This is a genomic window from Hallella absiana, from assembly GCF_025457485.1.
In the GTDB taxonomy this organism is placed as follows: Bacteria; Bacteroidota; Bacteroidia; order Bacteroidales; family Bacteroidaceae; genus Prevotella; species Prevotella absiana.
Window position 1 is genome coordinate 82,182 of the sequence record NZ_JAMXSP010000005.1, and the last position, 18,563, is coordinate 100,744.

Below are 18,563 nucleotides of genomic sequence, written 5' to 3' on the forward strand. Positions count from 1 at the left end.
GTATGACTATTAAACTATAAGACGATTTATGCCAGAAAACAACAGCATATTGGAGAAGCTCGACGGTTTAGAGGCTCGCTATGAGGAAGTCAGCACTCTTATCACCGACCCCGCCGTCATAGCCGATCAACAACGTTATGTAAAACTCACCAAGGAGTATAAGGATCTCGACGACATCATGAAGGCACGCAAGAGATACATTGACTGTCTCAATGCCATCAAAGAAGCCAAAGACATACTGGCCAACGAGAAAGATCCCGACATGAAAGAGATGGCTCGTGAGGAGCTGTCTGAGAATGAAAATCTTAAGCCGCAGTTGGAAGAAGATATCAAGATCGCTCTTGTACCGAAAGATCCGGAAGACGCGAAAAACGTGCAGATGGAGATTCGTGCAGGTGCCGGTGGCGACGAGGCAGCCCTCTTTGCCGGCGATCTCTTCAACATGTACAAAAAATACTGTGAGTCGAAAGGCTGGACCGTCAGCGTGACAAGTGTCTCGGAAGGAGCCGTTGGCGGATACAAGGAGATAGACTTCGCCGTGAGTGGCGACAATGTCTATGGCACATTGAAATATGAGAGTGGTGTGCATCGCGTCCAACGTGTCCCCGCAACAGAGACACAGGGCCGTATGCATACTTCTGCCGCCACAGTCGCCGTGCTCCCGGAAGCAGAGAAGTTTGAAGTCCACATCAACGAAGGAGACATCAAGTGGGATACTTTCCGCTCCAGTGGTGCCGGAGGTCAGAACGTCAACAAGGTGAGTTCCGGTGTCCGTCTGCGCTATCCTTGGAAGAATCCCAACACGGGTGAGGTAGAGGAAATCCTCATCGAATGTACCGAGACGCGTGACCAGCCAAAGAATAAGGAACGAGCATTGAGCCGTCTCTATACATATATATATGATCACGAGCACCAGAAATACGTCGACGACATCTCCAGCCGCCGCCGTTCTTTGGTATCTACCGGTGACCGCAGTGCCAAGATCCGTACATACAATTTCCCACAGGGGCGTGTCACTGATCATCGTATCGGTTACACCATTCATGACCTGCAAGGATTTCTCGGCGGCAACATCCAAGACATGATCGACCATCTCACCGTGGCTGAAAATGCAGAAAAACTTAAAGAGAACGAGTTATAGGCTGCATAGAGCGGTCAGCAAGCCGACAAGGTATAAAGCTAATCGATCACTGGCAACAGCAATCTGATAATTAGTAAAAAGTAAACAGATAATTGTTCATAAACGACAGACCATGAACCGTAAGCAATTAATCGAACAGATATTCCAAAAGAAAACATTTCTCTGTGTAGGCTTGGATCCCGACATCCGCAAGATGCCGGAATGTGTTCAGCAGGAAGAAGATCCGATTTTCTTCTTCAACAAGCAGATCATCGACGCCACAGCACCCTACTGCGTTGCCTACAAGCCCAATCTGGCATTCTACGAATGTCTGGGTGTCAAGGGCATGACTTCTTTCGAGCGTACAGTAGAGTATCTTCAGAAGTTCTATCCCGATCATTTCATCATCGCTGATGCCAAACGCGGCGACATCGGCAACACCTCAGCCATGTATGCGCGCACCTTTTTTGAAGAATACAATGTCGATGCCCTTACCGTGGCTCCATACATGGGTGAGGACAGCGTTACTCCTTTCCTTGAGTACAAAGGCAAGTGGGTGGTATTGCTCGCGCTGACAAGCAACAAGGGCAGCCACGACTTCCAGCTCACAGAGGACAAGGAGGGCGAGCGCCTGTTCGAGAAAGTGCTGAAGAAATCACAGCAATGGGGCAATGAGGACAACATGATGTATGTGGTCGGAGCCACACAAGGACAGATGTTCCAGGACATCCGCAAAGTAGCTCCCAACCATTTCCTGCTTGTTCCAGGCGTTGGCGCACAGGGAGGTTCACTTCAGGAAGTTTGCAAATATGGCATCATCAAGGACTGTGGGCTCTTGGTCAATTCCAGCCGTGGCATCATCTATGCCGGACATGACGAAAACTTCGCCCAAGCCTCGGCAGAGAAAGCCAAAGATTTGCAACAGCAAATGGAGGTGGAACTGTCTAAAATCGGATAAGTAAAAACGCATTGCTCGTTCAAGCAGAGCCTCATTTTTATTTCACAAAAAGCGTACTAATGTGCAATTAGTGCGCTTTTTTTTATCTAAAAAGCACAAAAACTCAGCCTATCTTCAAAGATTCGAGAATAATTTATTATATTTGCAGAAATGTTTCAATCCTATTAGAAGATGGAATTTACCGCAAAGCAAATAGCTCAGTTTGTACAGGGCACTATTGAAGGAGACGAGAACGCCAGCGTGCACACCTTTTCCAAGATAGAGGAGGGCACGGCAGGCTCTATTTCCTTTTTAGCCAATCCCAAGTATATCCACTATTTATATGATACCAAGTCCACCATTGTTTTGGTAGACTCACAGATAAGCATCGACCGTCCGGTAGCCCCCACGCTCATTCGCGTAGACAACGCACGCGACTGTGTAGCCCGGCTATTACAACTCTACGAGGCAGCCAAGCCCAAGAAGCATGGCATCGATCCCCTTGCCTTCGTATCGCCTAAGGCCAAAATCGGAAAGGATGTCTACGTGGGTGCCTTTGCTTATATCGCAGACGGGGTAACCATCGGCGACGGCTCACAGATCTATCCCAATGTGACCATCATGGACAACGCCACTCTTGGCGACAACTGTCTGATCTATCCTCAGGTGAGCATCTATCACGACTGCAAGCTTGGCAACAATGTCACGATCCATTCCGGCAGTGTCATCGGTGCCGATGGCTTCGGCTTCGCTCCCAACGCTCAGACTGGCCAGTACGACAAGATTCCTCAGATCGGCATCGTCACCATTGAGGATAATGTAGAAATCGGTGCCAATACTTGCATCGACAGATCAACGATGGGATCTACTTTCGTCAGAAAAGGCGTGAAGCTCGACAACCTCGTGCAGATCGCCCACAATACCGACATTGGCGAGAACACCGTGATGTCAGCACAGGTCGGTGTGGCTGGCTCCACCAAAGTAGGACAATGGTGCATGTTTGGCGGACAAGTCGGTGTCTCCGGACATATCACCATCGGCGACAAAGTGCTGCTGGGTGCCCAATCTGGTGCTCCATCTTCCCTCAAATCCAACCAGACCCTGATTGGCACACCACCAATGCCTCAGTTCGCCTATTTCAAGAGTCAGGCGCTGTTCCAAAGACTTCCGGAAATCTACAAGCAGCTGAACGCATTGCAGAAAGAAGTGGAAGAACTCAAGAAGAAGTCATAAAACAGCAGACTTACATAATAACAAGTAAAATAACCTCAACAGAGCTTTACACGCTTGATCGTTAAGCAACACAATAAAGATGGATACAGAAAAGCAAAAAACGCTTGGTGGCAGTTTCTCTCTCTTTGGTAAGGGACTGCACACAGGTCTGAATCTCACTGTGACGTTCAATCCCGCACCGGAAAACACCGGCTATAAAATCCAACGCATCGACCTGGAAGGACAGCCCACTATCGAAGCAATTGCCGAAAACGTCGGCAATACAGAGCGTGGCACCGTTCTGCAGCAAGGAGACGTACGTGTCTCTACTGTTGAGCACGGCATGTCTGCCCTTTATGCAATGGGCATTGACAACTGCCTCATACAGGTCAATGGTCCCGAATTCCCCATTCTCGACGGTTCGGCTGCCATGTATGTCGAGCAAATCCAAAAGGTGGGCATCGTAGAGCAGAGTGCACCAAAGGACTATTATATCATCCGCAAGAAGATAGAAATCAAGGACGACGAGAGCGGCTCATGCATCACCATTCTCCCGGATACAGATTTCTCCATCACGGCCATGTGCTCCTTCCCTTCGAAATTTATTTCCAGCCAGTTTGCCACACTCGACAAGATGGAGAACTATGCCGAAGAGATAGCACCAGCCCGTACTTTCGTCTTCGTACGTGACATCGTGCCATTGCTCAATGCCAACCTCATCAAAGGCGGCGACCTCGACAATGCCATCGTCATCTACGAGAAACCCGAAGAGCAGGCTCAGCTCGACAAACTTGCCGACCTGCTGAAGGTACCGCACATCGATGCCGCCAAGATCGGTTATATCCAGCACAAGCCACTCATGTGGAACAACGAATGCACGCGCCATAAACTCCTTGATATCATTGGTGACATGGCCTTGATCGGCAAGCCCATCAAGGGACGCATCATCGCCACACGCCCCGGCCACACCATCAACAACAAGTTCGCACGTCTGATGCGCAAGGAAATCAGAAAGCATGAGGTGCAGGCTCCTATCTACGATCCCAATGAGGAACCGCTGATCGACAACATTCATATCCGTCAGCTACTCCCCCACCGTTATCCCATGCAACTCGTCGATAAGATTGTAGCCATGGGAGCAACAAGCATCGTCGGCGTGAAAAACGTCACTGCCAATGAACCTTTCTTCCAAGGTCACTTCCCCGATGAGCCCGTCATGCCCGGCGTGCTGCAGATCGAGGCCATGGCACAGTGCGGTGGACTGCTCGTGCTCAGCCAGCTCGACGAACCCGAGAAGTGGTCGACCTATTTCCTCAAGATCGATGACGTGAAGTTCCGTCATAAGGTTGTGCCGGGCGACACGCTGCTCTTCCGCGTAGAGCTGCTCGGTCCGGTGCGCCATGGCATCAGTTCCATGAAAGGATATATGTTCGTCGGTGATCATGTCGTATCCGAAGCGACCTTCACGGCTCAGATCGTCAAGAACAAATAAGCCCCTATATTAATCTCAAGACCACATTTACACAAAATGAATCAGATTAGTCCTTTAGCATTTGTGCATCCCGAGGCCAAGTTAGGCGACAACAACGTCATCGGCCCCTTCTGCTACATCGACAAAAATACAGTACTGGGTGACAACAACGTGATGCAAAACAGCGTCACGATCAACTACGGTGCCCGCATCGGCAATAACAACGAGTTTTTCCCAGGTGCCAGCATATCCACCAAGCCACAAGATCTCAAGTTCAAGGGCGAGGAGACCATCTGCGAGATCGGCGATAACAACAGCATTCGCGAAAACGTGACCATCTCCCGTGGCACAGCCTCAAAAGGCACTACACGCGTGGGCAACAACAACCTGCTGATGGAAAATATGCACATCGCCCATGACTGCTTCTTCGGCAACGGACTGATCATCGGCAATTCCACCAAGTTTGCCGGTGAGGTCACATGTGACGACTTCGCTGTGATCAGTGCCGAGATCCTCTGTCATCAGTTCTGCCACATCGGCGGCTACGTGATGATTCAAGGCGGTTGCCGTTTCAGCCAGGATATTCCTCCTTATATTATAGCCGGCAAGGAGCCTACCCGCTACTGCGGCATCAACCTCGTGGGACTCCGCCGTCATGGCTTCAGCAATGATCTGATTGAGCTCATCCACAACGCCTATCGTCTGCTCTATTCCGAGGGCATCCTCAAAGACGGCATCAAGAAGATCAAGAGCGAACTGCAGATGACACCCGAAATCCAATATATCTGCGACTTTGTCGAGTCTTCCAAGCGTGGCATCATCAGATGATGATCCCCCGCCCGAAGAGATGAACACATACAACGATGAAGTCAAGAAACTATTGTCATTCTCTAAGAGTTAGGAGCAACAATGCCCCTAACTCATTTTCCTTTTTATGAAAACACTCTTCGTCGTCCTTGGCCCAACAGGTGTTGGCAAGACTGAGCTATGCCTTTCCATAGCCCGATATCTCCATTCCCCCATCATCAATGCCGACTCACGGCAGATCTTCAAAGAGATTCCTATCGGCACCGCCGCCCCCACAGCAGAGCAGCAGCAGAGCGTCCGCCATTATTTCGTGGGCAACCACAGCCTTCAGGACTACTACAGTGCCTCGATGTACGAACAGGATGCCATGAAGCTGATCACCCGCTTGTTCAGTGGTGAGGAAGACGGCCATGCGCACGACAGGCTTTTGCTCTCCGGTGGCAGCATGATGTATATCGATGCCGTTTGCAATGGCATTGACGACATCCCAACAGTACCCGAAGATATCCGCGAGAACCTCAAGCGCCGGTTGGCCGACGAAGGTCTTCCCGCCCTTGTCGAACAGCTCCGTCAACTCGACCCCGTACACTGGGCTATCGTCGACCGCAACAATCCCCGCCGCGTCGTCCACGCTTTAGAGATCTGCCTTGCCACCGGCAAGACCTACACCTCATTCCGCACCCATCAGAAGAAGCAACGGCCTTTCAACATCGTCAAGATAGGGCTCAACCGCCCGCGTGAGGAACTCTACGAGCGCATCAACGCCCGAGTACTGAAGATGATCGACAAAGGCCTTGAGCAGGAAGCCAGAACAGTGTTTCCCCTTCGGCATCTCAACTCGCTCAACACCGTGGGCTATAAGGAGTTGTTTGCCTACTTCGACGGCCGCATCCCCAAAGAAGAAGCCATCCGACAGATACAGTCCAACACTCGACAGTATATGCGCAAGCAACTCACATGGTTCAAGAAAGATGATGCTATCCAATGGTTCTCTCCCGACAATATTGAAGATATCTTAAAATATATAGATTCCGTGTCATAATCAACTATTATTTTATTACTTTTGTAAACAACAGAGCCACCCCATATAATCACACACAGAGATGCGCGTTCATGCCGTCAACGACAAGGTGTTGCACTCTGTAGTCACGCGATAACAGAAAGAAAATGAGAAAATTAAGATCTTTCATGAGTTGGTGCTGGAGAAAGGCACGCAACTTCTGGCCTTGGTACAAATCGCTCTACAAAGGACGAAAGTGGTATACCAAAACACTTATCGCCTTTGTGTCCTGTATCGTGGCCTTCCTGCTTTATTTAGGTGCCGTAGACATCAACTTCCTTTGGCTGTTTGGCAAGAGCCCAGGTTATTTCTCCGGCATCATGGATCCTCAGACCAGCCAGGCCTCTGAGATCTATGCCGCCGACGGCACGCTCATTGGCAAGTACTTCAATGAGAACCGCTCTCCCGTGAAATACGAAGAGGTCAACCCTTATTTCTTCAAAGCACTCATCGACACCGAGGACGAGCGCTACTACAAGCGCCCACGCGGCATGGCCGTCGACCCGATAGGCATCTTCAGTGCCATGAAGGACGCTGTGCTCCGCCACGACGGCCGCGGTGCTTCGACTATATCGCAGCAGTTGGCCAAGAACATGTTCCGCGTGCGCTCTCAGTATTCCACCGGTCTGTTGGGCAAGATTCCCGGACTGAAGATTCTGATTGTCAAGAGCAAGGAATGGATTATCGCCACTAAACTGGAAACAGTATACAACAAGAAAGAGATTCTGACGATGTACGCCAACACCGTAGACTTCGGTTCCAACGCCTACGGTATCAAGACGGCAGCCAAGACCTATTTCGACACGACACCGAAAGACCTGACCACCGAGCAGTGCGCTCTGTTGGTCGGTATGCTCAAGGCCACCACGATGTACAACCCGCGTACCAATCCAAAGAACAGTCTGGCACGCCGCAACACCGTGCTCCACAACCTCTATACCCACAGAGACCTCACCCGTGAGGAATGTGATTCCTTACAGCAGATCCCTATCCAACTCCACTTCAAAGTTGAGGAGAACTACGACGGACAGGCCATGTACTTCCGCGAGGCCATCGCCAACGAGCTCCAGGACTGGTGCAAGGAAAATGGTTACGACCTCTACAGCAGCGGTCTGAAAATCTACACCACGCTGGATCCCAAGATGCAGAAATACGCCGAGGAAGCTGTCCTCAAGCAGATGAAAATTGTCCAGCGCAACTTCGACAGCGAATGGGGAGGCGACAAGAAGGGTGTCTGCTGGTATGACGAGAACGGCAACGAGGTGCCGCATTTCATTGAGGACATCGCTCAGCGACTGCCGCAGTACAAGCAGCTCTTGGCTAAATACGCCAACAATCCCGACTCTGTCTCCTACTACATGAACAAGCCCCACATGGTCAAGCTCTTTGACTATGACAAGGGCACGGTAGAGAAGGAGATGTCCTCGCTCGACTCCATCCGCTATATGGTGCATTTCATGCACTGCGCCATGGTGGCCATGGAGCCGGAGACCGGTGCCGTGCGCGCCTATGTGGGCGACGTCGACTTCAAGACGTGGAAGTTCGACAAGGCCGAGGCTACCCACCAGCCGGGTTCCACCTTCAAGCTCTTTGTCTATACCGAAGCCATGAACCAAGGACTCACTCCATGCGACAAACGCCGCGACGAGTATATCTCCATGCAGGTTTATGACAAGAAGAAGCATGAGATGACCACATGGACGCCTACCAATGCCAGCGGCACATTCTCTGGTGACTCGCTGACCCTGCGCAGTGCCTTCGCCCGAAGCATCAACTCCGTAGCCGTACGTGTCGGTCAGGAGGTCGGCATCAAGCGCATCATCGAGACCGCACAGGCTATGGGCATCAAGAGCCCGCTCGACGATGAGCCCTCGCTGGCCTTGGGTTCCAGCGACGTGAAGCTGCCCGAACTGCTCAACGCTTACTGTGTGGTTGCTGACAACGGCCGGCACCACGATCCCGTCATGGTCACACGCATCGTAGACAAAGACGGCAACGAAGTCTATACCGACAACAGCCAGGCCACACAGGTCATCCCCGTGAAGAGCGCATACCTCATGCAGCAAATGCTCATGGCCGGTACGCATGATCCGGGCGGCACCTCCACCTCGCTCTCCTCCGCCGACTACGCTGGGTCTTTCTTCCGCGACACCGACTTCGGCGGCAAGACCGGAACGTCCAACAGCCACGCCGATGCATGGTTCATGGCCGTGAGCCCCAAGCTTTGCGTCGGTGCATGGGTAGGCGGCGAATACCGCAGCATCCACTTCAAGAGCGGTCGCCTGGGACAAGGCTCACGCTCCGCGCTGCCTATCTGTGGCTACTTCATCAAGTCGGTCTTCAGCGACCCCGCCTATAAGAAGTACCATGGTCACTTCGCCAAGCCCGATGACGAGAGCATCACGTCGAGCATGTACAACTGCGTGACCTACATTGCTCCTGTCAAGCACGACACCGTCCGCCACGACAGCGCGCACTACGTCAGCAATGAGGAGGTGATCCTCGACGAGGACGGCAACCCGGTCGAGGAGCCACAAGGACAGACTCCGTCTTCCACAAGTTCCTCTTCTGCTACGACAGGCAGCAAGACGGGCAGCAAGACCGACGACAACAAGAACACCAAGAAACACAAAAAGACAACCGAAGAGGTCAACTTCAACAATTTGTAAAGTTAAAGACCCCATGATTTCATGAACGATCATCACGACGATCTTATCGATTTGGAGAACCCGGAAATGCAACAGGCTCTCCAAATCATACAGTTTACCCATCGCTCGCTTTTCCTCACCGGAAAGGCGGGGACGGGTAAATCTACTTTTCTCCGATACGTAGCGGCCCACACCAAGAAGAAACACATCATCCTCGCCCCAACGGGCATTGCCGCCATCAACGCCGGTGGCTCCACGCTACACAGTTTCTTCAAGATTCCCTTCCACCCGCTCGTTCCCAACGACATCCGCTACACCGTCAGACATCTGCGCGATACCCTGAAGTACAATGCCGAGAAGATCAAGATCATCAAAAGCCTTGAACTGATCATCATTGACGAGGTAAGCATGGTTCGGGCCGACATCATCGACTTCATCGACAAGGTGCTCCGCGTCTATTGCCACCGCATGCGCGAGCCTTTCGGAGGCAAGCAGCTGCTGCTCGTCGGCGATGTCTACCAGTTGGAGCCGGTCGTCAAGGAGGAAGACCGCCAGCTGCTCAGTCCCTTCTACCACTCTGCCTTTTTCTTCGAGGCACGTGTCTTCCAGCAAATGCAATTGGTCTCGATAGAGCTGCGACGGGTCTATCGCCAAAGCGACCCTACCTTCCTCCATATCCTCGACCACATCCGATCCGCACAAGTGACGGACACGGATCTGATGCATCTCAACCGCCAAGTGGAGGGCACCGGCACGCACGCTGATCTTCCCTCTCCCGAAACGCCCTCGGAAGCCGGGGACTCTCAACAGCCTGCGACAGCACCGGTATCATCCGGCAACGATAAGAAAGGAGGAGGAATCCAACGCAACGAGCTCTCCATCACGCTCTCCACACGCCGCGACACGGTAGACTTTATCAATGAAAAGAAGCTGGCGCAGCTCCCCGGCAATCCTGCCGTCTTCATTGGCATGATAGAGGGTGACTTCCCGCTGGGCAGCCTCCCCACCCCACAGGAGCTCCATCTCAAGCTCGGCGCACAGGTGCTGTTTGTTAAGAACGACAGAGAGCACCGATGGGTCAACGGCACCCTGGGCACGATTATCGCCTTTGACGAGGACGAGCAAGAGCATATCCTCGTCAGAACCGAGGACGGCAAAGAGGTGGATGTGGAGCGTGAGATCTGGAGCAACATGCAATACTCCTACAACGAGCAGGAGAAGAAGATCGAAGAAAAAGAGTTGGGAACCTATACCCAGTTTCCCTTGCGCTTGGCTTGGGCAATCACCGTTCACAAGAGCCAGGGCCTTACCTTCAACCACGTGCGCATCGACTTCACCGGTGGCGTCTTCGCCGGCGGTCAGACCTATGTGGCTCTCTCGCGCTGCCGCTCCCTGGAGGGCATCACATTGAAGGATCCTATCCAGCGCAGCGAGATCTTTGTCCGGCAGGATGTCGTGGACTATGCCAAGAGCAACTACAACAACACGCAGATCATCAGCAAAGCCTTGCAGCAGTCCAAGGCCGACAAGGAATACTTCGATGCCGTCTGCGCCTTTGACAAGGGCGACATGCAGGCCGCGCTGGATCATTTCTTCATCGCCATCCACAGCCGCTACGACATCGAGAAGCCGATAGCGAAAAGATATATCCGCCGCAAGCTCGACATCATCAACCGGCAGCAGAGACAGATCGAGGCGCTGAAGGAGAAAGAAAAGAAAACCAAGGAATTCCTCAAGCACCTCGCCGCCGAATATGTCATCATGGGCAAGGAGTGCGAACACGAGGGCATCACCGAGGCCGCCATCCGCAACTACGAGAAGGCACTCAAACTCTATCCGGAATACCCGCACATCGCGGAAAAGCTCAAGAAGCTAAAGAAGAGGAAATAACATCAACAACAAAAAACTTCCGGCGCTATGCCGTAAAGCATAGCGCCGGAAGTTTTTGTTATAAAGTCTTGGAAGCTTTTTTTATCTCCTGTTTTTGTCACTTTCTGAACTTTATCTGTAGCTAACTGATATCAGTGTCCTTTAAATTGGGTGCTTCAATGCCAAAGACTGAGCGTAACACATATGGTGACACTGTTGGGGGCGGCCCGCCGTGGAAGATGTGTAACAGGTGGCATCACAATACATCGTAACGAAAAGAACTGCAAGATGGAATAATATAAGACAGAGTGGCTGCAAGACAGGGCTGGAGCCTGAAATATGGGAGCCAGATATTGTCTTGTGCGGCTCAGTGACTACAGTTGTGGTGCGATGATGCCATGACGATAAGCATAGAGTAGCTCCATGAGATCATCGATCTGTTTGCGCAGTTCCACGCCTTTGTCAGTGTCGGCTACCAGCATACGGTGGGCGGACATCTCAACGATCTGTGTTGTGGACTTGATGTCGGTACCTCGCAGGATAGCATCCTCGGTGCTTGTGAAGGGCTCGTGCTGCACGAGTTGGAAGCCACGGCTATGATAGACAAGTGTGTAACCGGCAATGCCGGTCTGCTTGTGATAGGCTTGTGCAAAGCCACCGTCGATGACCATCAGCTTACCTCCCGCCTTGATAGGATTCTCGCCGGCACCGACCTTCACGGGCACATGACCGTTGATAATATGCCGGTTAGGGCCAGTGACACCGAAGGCATCCATGATCTGCTCGCAAATCTTCTCATCGTCGCGCAGCTTGAAGTAGTTGCCCTTATGTTCGGCATGGGTCTCCTTGTCTTCTATGAAATAGCGCTCGAAAGTAGCCATCTTTGACTTGTCGAAAAGTGGGCTGTCCGGACCACACCAAAGATAGAAGAAGTAATCAATAGCATAGTCGCGCTCCACTGGGTTGGTGTCGCTTTGGAAGGCTGAGCGTACCAAATGTCCGACGGTCTCCATCAGTTCCATGCCTGCCACGGGTTGCCCTGGATAGACTTCCACCTTTTTCAGACTTCCATCTTCTTCGAGAGGTACAGACGCATGATAAAGCAAGTTGTTGTTGCACACCTGATACATACATCCGTGGCCGAGCATCATGTCGATATGTTTGTGAAGCTTTTCGCTGACCAGGAAGTTATGGTGGAGTTTTTGCAGCAGTTGATGCTCCTCGTCAGTAAGGACGCAGGGATTAGCCGGGTCGATGGTAGGGAAATGACAACTGAGCAATGGGTAGACTTTACCCTCAAGCATGATCGTGCCATGATCATAATCGATGAAGTTGAACAACTCGCGGTCTTGCATCTTCCATTCCGGATGCTTCTCATAGAGTTGTGCTTCCAGTTTGAACTGCATCACAGCGATTGCCTTATGCATCTGAGCCGTAAGTCGTATAGACTTCTCATTGAGGTTTTCTGCCTCACCCGAGAGAATAGGCCGGAACTCCGTACAGGGATCATCGGCGTAAGCATCCATGGCAAAGGTAGCCAATGGTACCATATTAATTCCATATCCTTCCTCAAGTGTAGTGAGATTGGCGTAGCGCAGTGAGATACGGATGACGCTACAGATGCATGCATCGTTGCCGGCGGCAGCTCCCATCCACAGCATGTCGTGGTTGCCCCACGTGATATCCCAGTGGTGATAGTTCTGGAGCATGTCCATGATCTTGTGCGCACCGGGACCACGGTCATAGATGTCACCGAGAATATGAAGCTGGTCGATGGCGAGGCGCTGGATGACATTTGCAATAGCGATGATGAAGGCATCGGCCCGTCCTGTATTGATGATCGTGTCGATGATGACGTTGACGTAAGCAGTCTTGTCAGAATCCTCCGTACGCTCATGGAGCAATTCTTGAATGATATAGGAGAAGTCCTTGGGCAGTGACTTGCGTACCTTACTGCGAGTGTATTTGCTGGAGACGTCGCGGCAGACGGCTACGAGATGGTGGATCGTGATATGATACCAGTCATCGAGGTCTTTTTCCGAGGCCTTGACAAGCTCCAGTTTCTGCTCTGGATAATAGATGAGCGTGCAGAGTTCCCGCTTCTCGGTTTCGCGCAGTGTCGTACCGAAGAGTTCTCCTACTTTACGCTTGATATTACCGGAGGCATTCTTCAATACATGTTGAAAAGCCTCGTATTCTCCGTGCAAGTCTGCCAGGAAATGCTCAGTACCTTTTGGCAAGTTAAGGATAGCTTGGAGGTTGATGATCTCTGTGCTGGCATCGGCCACAGATGGAAAGGACTGTGCCAGCAGTTGTAGGTATCGTACGTCGAGTTTCTTGTTGTCGTTCATATTGAATGATTGGAGTTAAAATGAAAGTTGTATAGAATGTATAGGTTGTTAATGCTTCATGTTGATAACGTAGCCGTCTGGGAGCCGGAGTGTCTTTTGCAATTTCTTCATTATTTTTTGTGCAAAGTCGGCGAGCCCCATCGCTTTCAATATGTCTACCACCCGATCCTCGTCCATTGACGTGAAGCGGAGCGTTGTATAGACGTTGACTAAATGTCTTAGAGGCACATGACCATTTTCTGTCTCATGATGCAGGTTGATCATTTCAATGACCAACTTGCGTTCTCCCACTTCGTTCTTGTCAATGTTCTCGCTGAGTTTGCTACGGACGAGGATGGAGTGGGGGATCAGCGTGTCGGACGGCAGATCTCCCTCAGCGTATTTCCAGGGAAGAGGATATTTGTCGATGTCATGCACGTTGAGTTCCGGCTTGCTGATACTGAGTCTTTCCAGTCCCTGGCTGAGATAGTCGTCGACATGCTCATCGGTAGCGTAGATCAGTATCTTACGCCATTGCTCGTTGGTGAGTTGTGGCCAATGCTGACTTAGTTTTCTGCATTGCTCGTGATCGCGGAGCATAAAGTCGTCGACACCCAATTGTATGGTACCGCAAAGCAACGCATAGATTTCCTCCGTGATCGAGAAACGCACATTGGAGTCGATAACTTTGCGGTAGAGTTTTCCGGTAGCCTGTGCCACAGATTCAAAAGTCACAAGACTGGTGAGAATGGGGTTTTTGATCAATACCGTGCGGTCATTGAGATGAAGCTGTTGGAAGGAGTGCTCCTCCAGCTTACCACACACTTGCACGGCACTGGCCTTGGTGATAACCCTTTTCCATTTCAGCCATTCGTAGGAATGCTGATGCTGGGCGTAGACCCATGGCTGCAGGTCGCCCAATGGCGTGATGACCACAGGGATGTGCAGACTGTAAGCCTTGTGCAGGAGGTGGAGGACAGAGCGGTGCCAAAGAGTGAAGACGTGGATGACGTCGTAGTCTCCCAGAGCGGATAGGGTAGAGCGGGCGAGTGAATGGAGGCAGGTTACCTCATAGTCTTGGGTCAACATAGCTTGCAGCTTTGAGACATAGGCCTGTCCCAAAGCATAGTTTGCTGATCCGGAAGGAAGAAAGATGAGGAGATGCTGCTTATCCATAGATGAATATCCAAAACTTATTGTTTATGTGTTGTGAAGTCGTAAGGGCTTGCAAACAGATAGCGCACGGCAGTGCCTAACCGTCTCCAGACCACAGTCAACTCCAGTGGTAGCACGGCCCACAGAGAGAGGGGCTCACGTAAACGGCTGAAGGCTCGGTGAGCTCCGCAAAGGCGAAGGATGACGGTGAGGATGAAGGCCAGAACGGCAGCACCCAACATCACCCACTTCTGAGTCAGAGCGCCCCATAGGGCAACGCCCAAGATCGCCCAGACATTCAGATGTAGCAGGACCTGATCGGTGAGAAACAGCATACGATGGGCTACACTGCGGTTTAGATGGCGGCGTGTAGCCACATAGAAAAGGCGGCGGCTGCGCCAGGCACGTTTGGTGGGATTGTCATCGGTCATAATAGCTTTCGGATGAGTGACGACTTGCGTCATACCCTTTTCTGCGTATTTGTTGACCAAGCACTCGTATTCTCCTCTGACCAAGCTCAATGATCCTTCGAAGCCGTCGTTCTGCATGAATTCATCCTTCTGTATTGCAACCGTATGGCTCAACGTGCGGTAAGCAGTGCCTTTGACATCTTCCCGCAGAAGATAGCAGGCGGCGTGCAGACGGTCAAAGCGCCATGTAGCCGGTGTCTCCGGCTCAAAGTGACCATAGCCGATGACCATTTTCGTATCGGGTATCGTGCAAGCCTTACCGATGTGTTGCAGCCATTGATGACTTGACGGTGTAGAATCAGACTCTATGAACACCACCCACTGTGTCTGAGCAGCCTTCACACCTAAGGTCATGGCCAAACGTTTCCGGCTCATGTAACGTGATGAGTTGGGGATATAGGTGACATAGAGCGACACGTTAGGATAGGCATCAGGTTCTGTTTCCATGCTGTGCTTGAAACGTTTCAAGACATCCAGCGTGTCGTGTGCGCCATATTCGGTGACCACGATCACTTGATATCCAGCAGGATAATCCTGATGAAGAATCTCAGGTAGATGTTGCTCCAGTTTCTCTGCTTCTTCGTGAGGCGTGAGAATTACTGTCAGTTTAGGAAGAGAAGATGCCTCCTGATCATTGGCATTTGTGTTTTCCTCTTCCTGATTGTCTTTAATCTCAAGGGGAGCTTCGTCTTCAGCATCTGACGCCTTAAGGACTTCATTGCCTTCAGAGACAGTGTTTTGCTCTGAGTTTGTGTTGTCGCTATCCTCTTCCGGTTCCTCCTCTTCATCGTATGAGGGCAGGAAACGGAAGAAAGGATTCATGAGAGATGACAGAACAGCCAATATGATGACGGCTGCTCCGCAGATGATCGTTGTTGTATCAAAAAATAAAGCAATGTTCATTTCTTATATAAAGTCTTCAGTAATGTAGCCTTTTGGCAAAGGACGGCAGTTGTATTGGCTGGCCATGATCTCACCGTAGGCACCTGCAGAGCGAAGTGCGATGAAATCTCCACGATGTGTGGTGTTGAGGTCGACAGCCTTCGCAAAGACATCACTTGATTCGCAGATAGGGCCTACAACATCGTATGTAGCGGTTGGCTCATCACTTGACAGGTTCTCTATTTTGTGGTATGCCTGATAGAGTGCCGGGCGGATGAGATCCGTCATACCGGCATCTACGATGACAAACTGCTTGTAGGTGCCCTGCTTGACGTAGAGCACTTTGGTGATGAGGCTTCCCATCTGAGCCACCACAGCACGCCCAAGTTCGAAATGAAGATTCTGTCCCGGCCGCAGACGCAGGTGCGTGGCGTAGGTTTTGAAATAGTCGTGGAAGTTGGGAATGGGCTGACGGTTGGGGTGGTCGTAGCTGACGCCCAGTCCGCCGCCTACATTAATATTTGAGACTTTGATCTGATGCTTCTCCAAGAGTTCCTGGAGTTCATTAATACGATTGCAGAGTGCCTCAAAGTCACCCATGTCGAGAATCTGACTGCCGATGTGGAAGTGGAGACCGAGGAACTCGATATGCTCCATCTCCTTGATACGTTCAATGGTCGGGAGCATGTCTTCCATGGCAATACCGAACTTGTTTTCAGCCAGTCCCGTCGTGATGTTGGCGTGTGTGTGTGCCCCTACGTTTGGGTTGATGCGCAGGCAGACGCGGGCTACGGTGTTCTTGGCTGCAGCCAACTTGTTGATAACCTCTAATTCCGGGACGCTTTCCACGTTGAAACAGAAGATACCTGCATCCAACGCCAGGTTGATTTCCCAATCGCTCTTGCCTACGCCGGCAAAGACAATCTTATTGGCGGGGAAACCAGCTCTCAAACTTGCACGGATCTCACCGCCGCTGACGCAGTCAGCACCTAAGCCAGCCTGACTGATGATGCTGAGCACCTTAGGATTGGCATTGGCCTTCACTGCATAGTGTACGTTGAAGTTGTCATACGACTTACACTCGTCGTTGATCGTACGCAGCGTATTGCGCAGGAGGGTTGTGTCGTAATAATAAAAAGGAGTCGTCACCTCACTGAACTTCTCAATGGGGAAACGACCTTTGGTCAGCTCTCTTTCCATATTCTTGTCTTTCACTGAGAGGGATCCGCGAGGGATCCCTCATGTTGTCTGTTGACGATGTGTGTTATTTATTGTTGAACAGCGTGTCGCTGAGGCTTTGCAGCGCTCTCTTCTTGTCGGCCTCGCGGATGAGGAACGAGATGTTGTAGTTGCTGCCGCCATAGCTGATCATTCTCACAGGAATGTTCTTCATGGCTTCTGTTGCCAACGTCTCGAAGCCGAGGTTGCTCCAGTCAAGATCACCCACGACACAGATGATGCACATGTCGGTGTCAACGGTGACGGTACCATATTTCTTCAGTTCGTCAACGATTTCGTTCAGATGTGCGTCGTTGTCGATACTCATGGACACGCCGACCTCAGAGGTGGCGATCATGTCGATAGGTGTCTGGTAGCTCTCGAAGATTTCAAAGACCTTGCGCAGGAAGCCCGTAGCCAGCAACATGCGGGACGACTTGATCTTGATGGCGATGATATTGTCCTTGGCGGCGACGGCTTTGATCTTGCCTCTGACGAGAACGTTGTCGATGATGGTACCTTCTGCGTCCGGGTCAAGTGTGTTCTTCAGTCTTACAGGGATGCCGGCATACTTGGCAGGCTGCACACAGGTAGGATGCAGAATCTTAGCGCCGAAGTAGGCAAGCTCAGCAGCCTCTTCGAAGTTGAGCTGATGGATAGCCTCGGTGTGATCCACCACACGCGGGTCGTTGTTGTGCATGCCGTCGATGTCGGTCCAAATCTGAATCTCGTCAGCGGGAAGCACCGAGCCGATGAGGGAAGCCGTATAGTCAGAGCCACCGCGCTGCAGGTTGTCAACCTCGCCATAGGCGTTACGGCAGACAAAGCCCTGAGTGATATAGATCTGATGACCTTGGTTCTTCTCCATCACCTCGTGGAGCTTCTCCTTAATATATGGGGTATCGGGCTCGCTGTTTTTGTCCGTGCGCATGAAGTCAAGGGCATTGAGCAGCACGGCATCGACGCCTTGCTCCTGGAGATAGTTGACAACCATGTTGGTCGACATCACCTCGCCCTGAGCTACGACAGCCTTTTCCTCGAAACTGGTGAAGAGGTCTTTGGTGAAGGAGCGCAGATAGTTAAATTCTCCCGTGAGAAATTCTGTGGTTTTCTTTTTGAAGGTGTCTGTATCGTAAAGTTCGTCTACATGCTTCATGTATTTCTTCTCAAGGCAGTTGATTACCTCGTTGGCACCATCGGGATTCTTCTTGTAGAGATAGTTGCTGATCTCTACGAGAGAGTTGGTGGTGCCGCTCATGGCTGAGAGGACGACAAAGGTGGGCTCGCCTGAAGCGGTGACGAGACTTGCTACATGTTTCATTCGATCTGGTGATCCAACGGAAGTACCTCCAAATTTTAAAACCTTCATATTGCTTAGTCTTTA

13 protein-coding genes are annotated in these 18,563 nt (G+C 51.3%); 8 read left to right on the top strand and 5 right to left on the bottom strand.

Annotated features, from left to right (window positions below; all coding sequences use genetic code 11):
* The first annotated feature begins 28 nt into the window (after nt 1–28).
* The 8 genes from prfA (at nt 29) to NG346_RS03915 (ending at nt 11,145) form a co-directional block, all read left to right on the top strand.
* Complete coding sequence (gene prfA, locus NG346_RS03880; RefSeq protein WP_262279731.1) at nt 29–1,141, top strand: peptide chain release factor 1; 1,113 nt, start codon at nt 29–31, stop codon at nt 1,139–1,141.
* Between the two features lie 112 nt (nt 1,142–1,253).
* Nucleotides 1,254–2,078: an orotidine-5'-phosphate decarboxylase gene (gene pyrF, locus NG346_RS03885; RefSeq protein WP_262279732.1), complete on the top strand. Its 825-nt coding sequence runs from the start codon at nt 1,254–1,256 to the stop codon at nt 2,076–2,078.
* A 171-nt stretch (nt 2,079–2,249) separates the two neighbouring features.
* Nucleotides 2,250–3,290, top strand: coding sequence for a UDP-3-O-(3-hydroxymyristoyl)glucosamine N-acyltransferase (lpxD, locus tag NG346_RS03890; protein ID WP_154532863.1), 1,041 nt, complete (start codon nt 2,250–2,252; stop codon nt 3,288–3,290).
* Between the two features lie 79 nt (nt 3,291–3,369).
* Nucleotides 3,370–4,761, top strand: coding sequence for a bifunctional UDP-3-O-[3-hydroxymyristoyl] N-acetylglucosamine deacetylase/3-hydroxyacyl-ACP dehydratase (locus NG346_RS03895; RefSeq protein WP_262288355.1), 1,392 nt, complete (start codon nt 3,370–3,372; stop codon nt 4,759–4,761).
* Nucleotides 4,762–4,797: 36 nt separating this feature from the next.
* A complete protein-coding gene (lpxA, locus tag NG346_RS03900; RefSeq protein WP_262279734.1) occupies nt 4,798–5,568 on the top strand; it encodes an acyl-ACP--UDP-N-acetylglucosamine O-acyltransferase in 771 nt (256 codons plus the stop codon).
* A gap of 106 nt (nt 5,569–5,674) precedes the next feature.
* Entirely contained in the window at nt 5,675–6,589 is a 915-nt protein-coding gene (miaA, locus tag NG346_RS03905) for a tRNA (adenosine(37)-N6)-dimethylallyltransferase MiaA (protein ID WP_262288356.1), read from the top strand.
* A 125-nt stretch (nt 6,590–6,714) separates the two neighbouring features.
* Complete coding sequence (locus NG346_RS03910) at nt 6,715–9,276, top strand: transglycosylase domain-containing protein (RefSeq protein ID WP_262288357.1); 2,562 nt, start codon at nt 6,715–6,717, stop codon at nt 9,274–9,276.
* 21 nt (nt 9,277–9,297) lie between these two features.
* A complete protein-coding gene (locus NG346_RS03915) occupies nt 9,298–11,145 on the top strand; it encodes an AAA family ATPase (RefSeq protein WP_262288358.1) in 1,848 nt (615 codons plus the stop codon).
* Between the two features lie 353 nt (nt 11,146–11,498).
* On the opposite strand, the gene NG346_RS03920 is transcribed toward NG346_RS03915, so the two are convergent.
* From NG346_RS03920 to NG346_RS03940, 5 genes are all read right to left on the bottom strand, one after another.
* A complete protein-coding gene (locus NG346_RS03920; RefSeq protein WP_262288359.1) occupies nt 11,499–13,475 on the bottom strand; it encodes a fructose-1,6-bisphosphatase in 1,977 nt (658 codons plus the stop codon).
* A gap of 48 nt (nt 13,476–13,523) precedes the next feature.
* Nucleotides 13,524–14,630, bottom strand: coding sequence for a glycosyltransferase family protein (locus NG346_RS03925; protein WP_262279739.1), 1,107 nt, complete (start codon nt 14,628–14,630; stop codon nt 13,524–13,526).
* 17 nt (nt 14,631–14,647) lie between these two features.
* Nucleotides 14,648–15,982, bottom strand: a complete 1,335-nt coding sequence (locus tag NG346_RS03930) for a glycosyltransferase family protein (protein ID WP_262279740.1) — start codon at nt 15,980–15,982, stop codon at nt 14,648–14,650.
* A 3-nt stretch (nt 15,983–15,985) separates the two neighbouring features.
* Nucleotides 15,986–17,161: a diaminopimelate decarboxylase gene (gene lysA, locus NG346_RS03935; protein WP_262279741.1), complete on the bottom strand. Its 1,176-nt coding sequence runs from the start codon at nt 17,159–17,161 to the stop codon at nt 15,986–15,988.
* 64 nt (nt 17,162–17,225) lie between these two features.
* Nucleotides 17,226–18,548: an aspartate kinase gene (locus tag NG346_RS03940; protein WP_262279742.1), complete on the bottom strand. Its 1,323-nt coding sequence runs from the start codon at nt 18,546–18,548 to the stop codon at nt 17,226–17,228.
* Nucleotides 18,549–18,563: the final 15 nt, after the last annotated feature.

What these genes read in the sequence shown, in the direction of transcription:
- prfA (WP_262279731.1), top strand. Translation starts at nt 29, where the DNA reads ATGCCAGAAAACAACAGCATATTGGAGAAGCTCGACGGTTTAGAGGCT.
- NG346_RS03895 (WP_262288355.1), top strand. Translation starts at nt 3,370, where the DNA reads ATGGATACAGAAAAGCAAAAAACGCTTGGTGGCAGTTTCTCTCTCTTT.
- lpxD (WP_154532863.1), top strand. Translation starts at nt 2,250, where the DNA reads ATGGAATTTACCGCAAAGCAAATAGCTCAGTTTGTACAGGGCACTATT.
- NG346_RS03930 (WP_262279740.1), bottom strand. Translation starts at nt 15,982, where the DNA reads ATGAACATTGCTTTATTTTTTGATACAACAACGATCATCTGCGGAGCA.
- NG346_RS03940 (WP_262279742.1), bottom strand. Translation starts at nt 18,548, where the DNA reads ATGAAGGTTTTAAAATTTGGAGGTACTTCCGTTGGATCACCAGATCGA.
- lpxA (WP_262279734.1), top strand. Translation starts at nt 4,798, where the DNA reads ATGAATCAGATTAGTCCTTTAGCATTTGTGCATCCCGAGGCCAAGTTA.
- NG346_RS03920 (WP_262288359.1), bottom strand. Translation starts at nt 13,475, where the DNA reads ATGAACGACAACAAGAAACTCGACGTACGATACCTACAACTGCTGGCA.
- NG346_RS03910 (WP_262288357.1), top strand. Translation starts at nt 6,715, where the DNA reads ATGAGAAAATTAAGATCTTTCATGAGTTGGTGCTGGAGAAAGGCACGC.
- NG346_RS03925 (WP_262279739.1), bottom strand. Translation starts at nt 14,630, where the DNA reads ATGGATAAGCAGCATCTCCTCATCTTTCTTCCTTCCGGATCAGCAAAC.
- pyrF (WP_262279732.1), top strand. Translation starts at nt 1,254, where the DNA reads ATGAACCGTAAGCAATTAATCGAACAGATATTCCAAAAGAAAACATTT.
- lysA (WP_262279741.1), bottom strand. Translation starts at nt 17,161, where the DNA reads ATGGAAAGAGAGCTGACCAAAGGTCGTTTCCCCATTGAGAAGTTCAGT.
- NG346_RS03915 (WP_262288358.1), top strand. Translation starts at nt 9,298, where the DNA reads ATGAACGATCATCACGACGATCTTATCGATTTGGAGAACCCGGAAATG.
- miaA (WP_262288356.1), top strand. Translation starts at nt 5,675, where the DNA reads ATGAAAACACTCTTCGTCGTCCTTGGCCCAACAGGTGTTGGCAAGACT.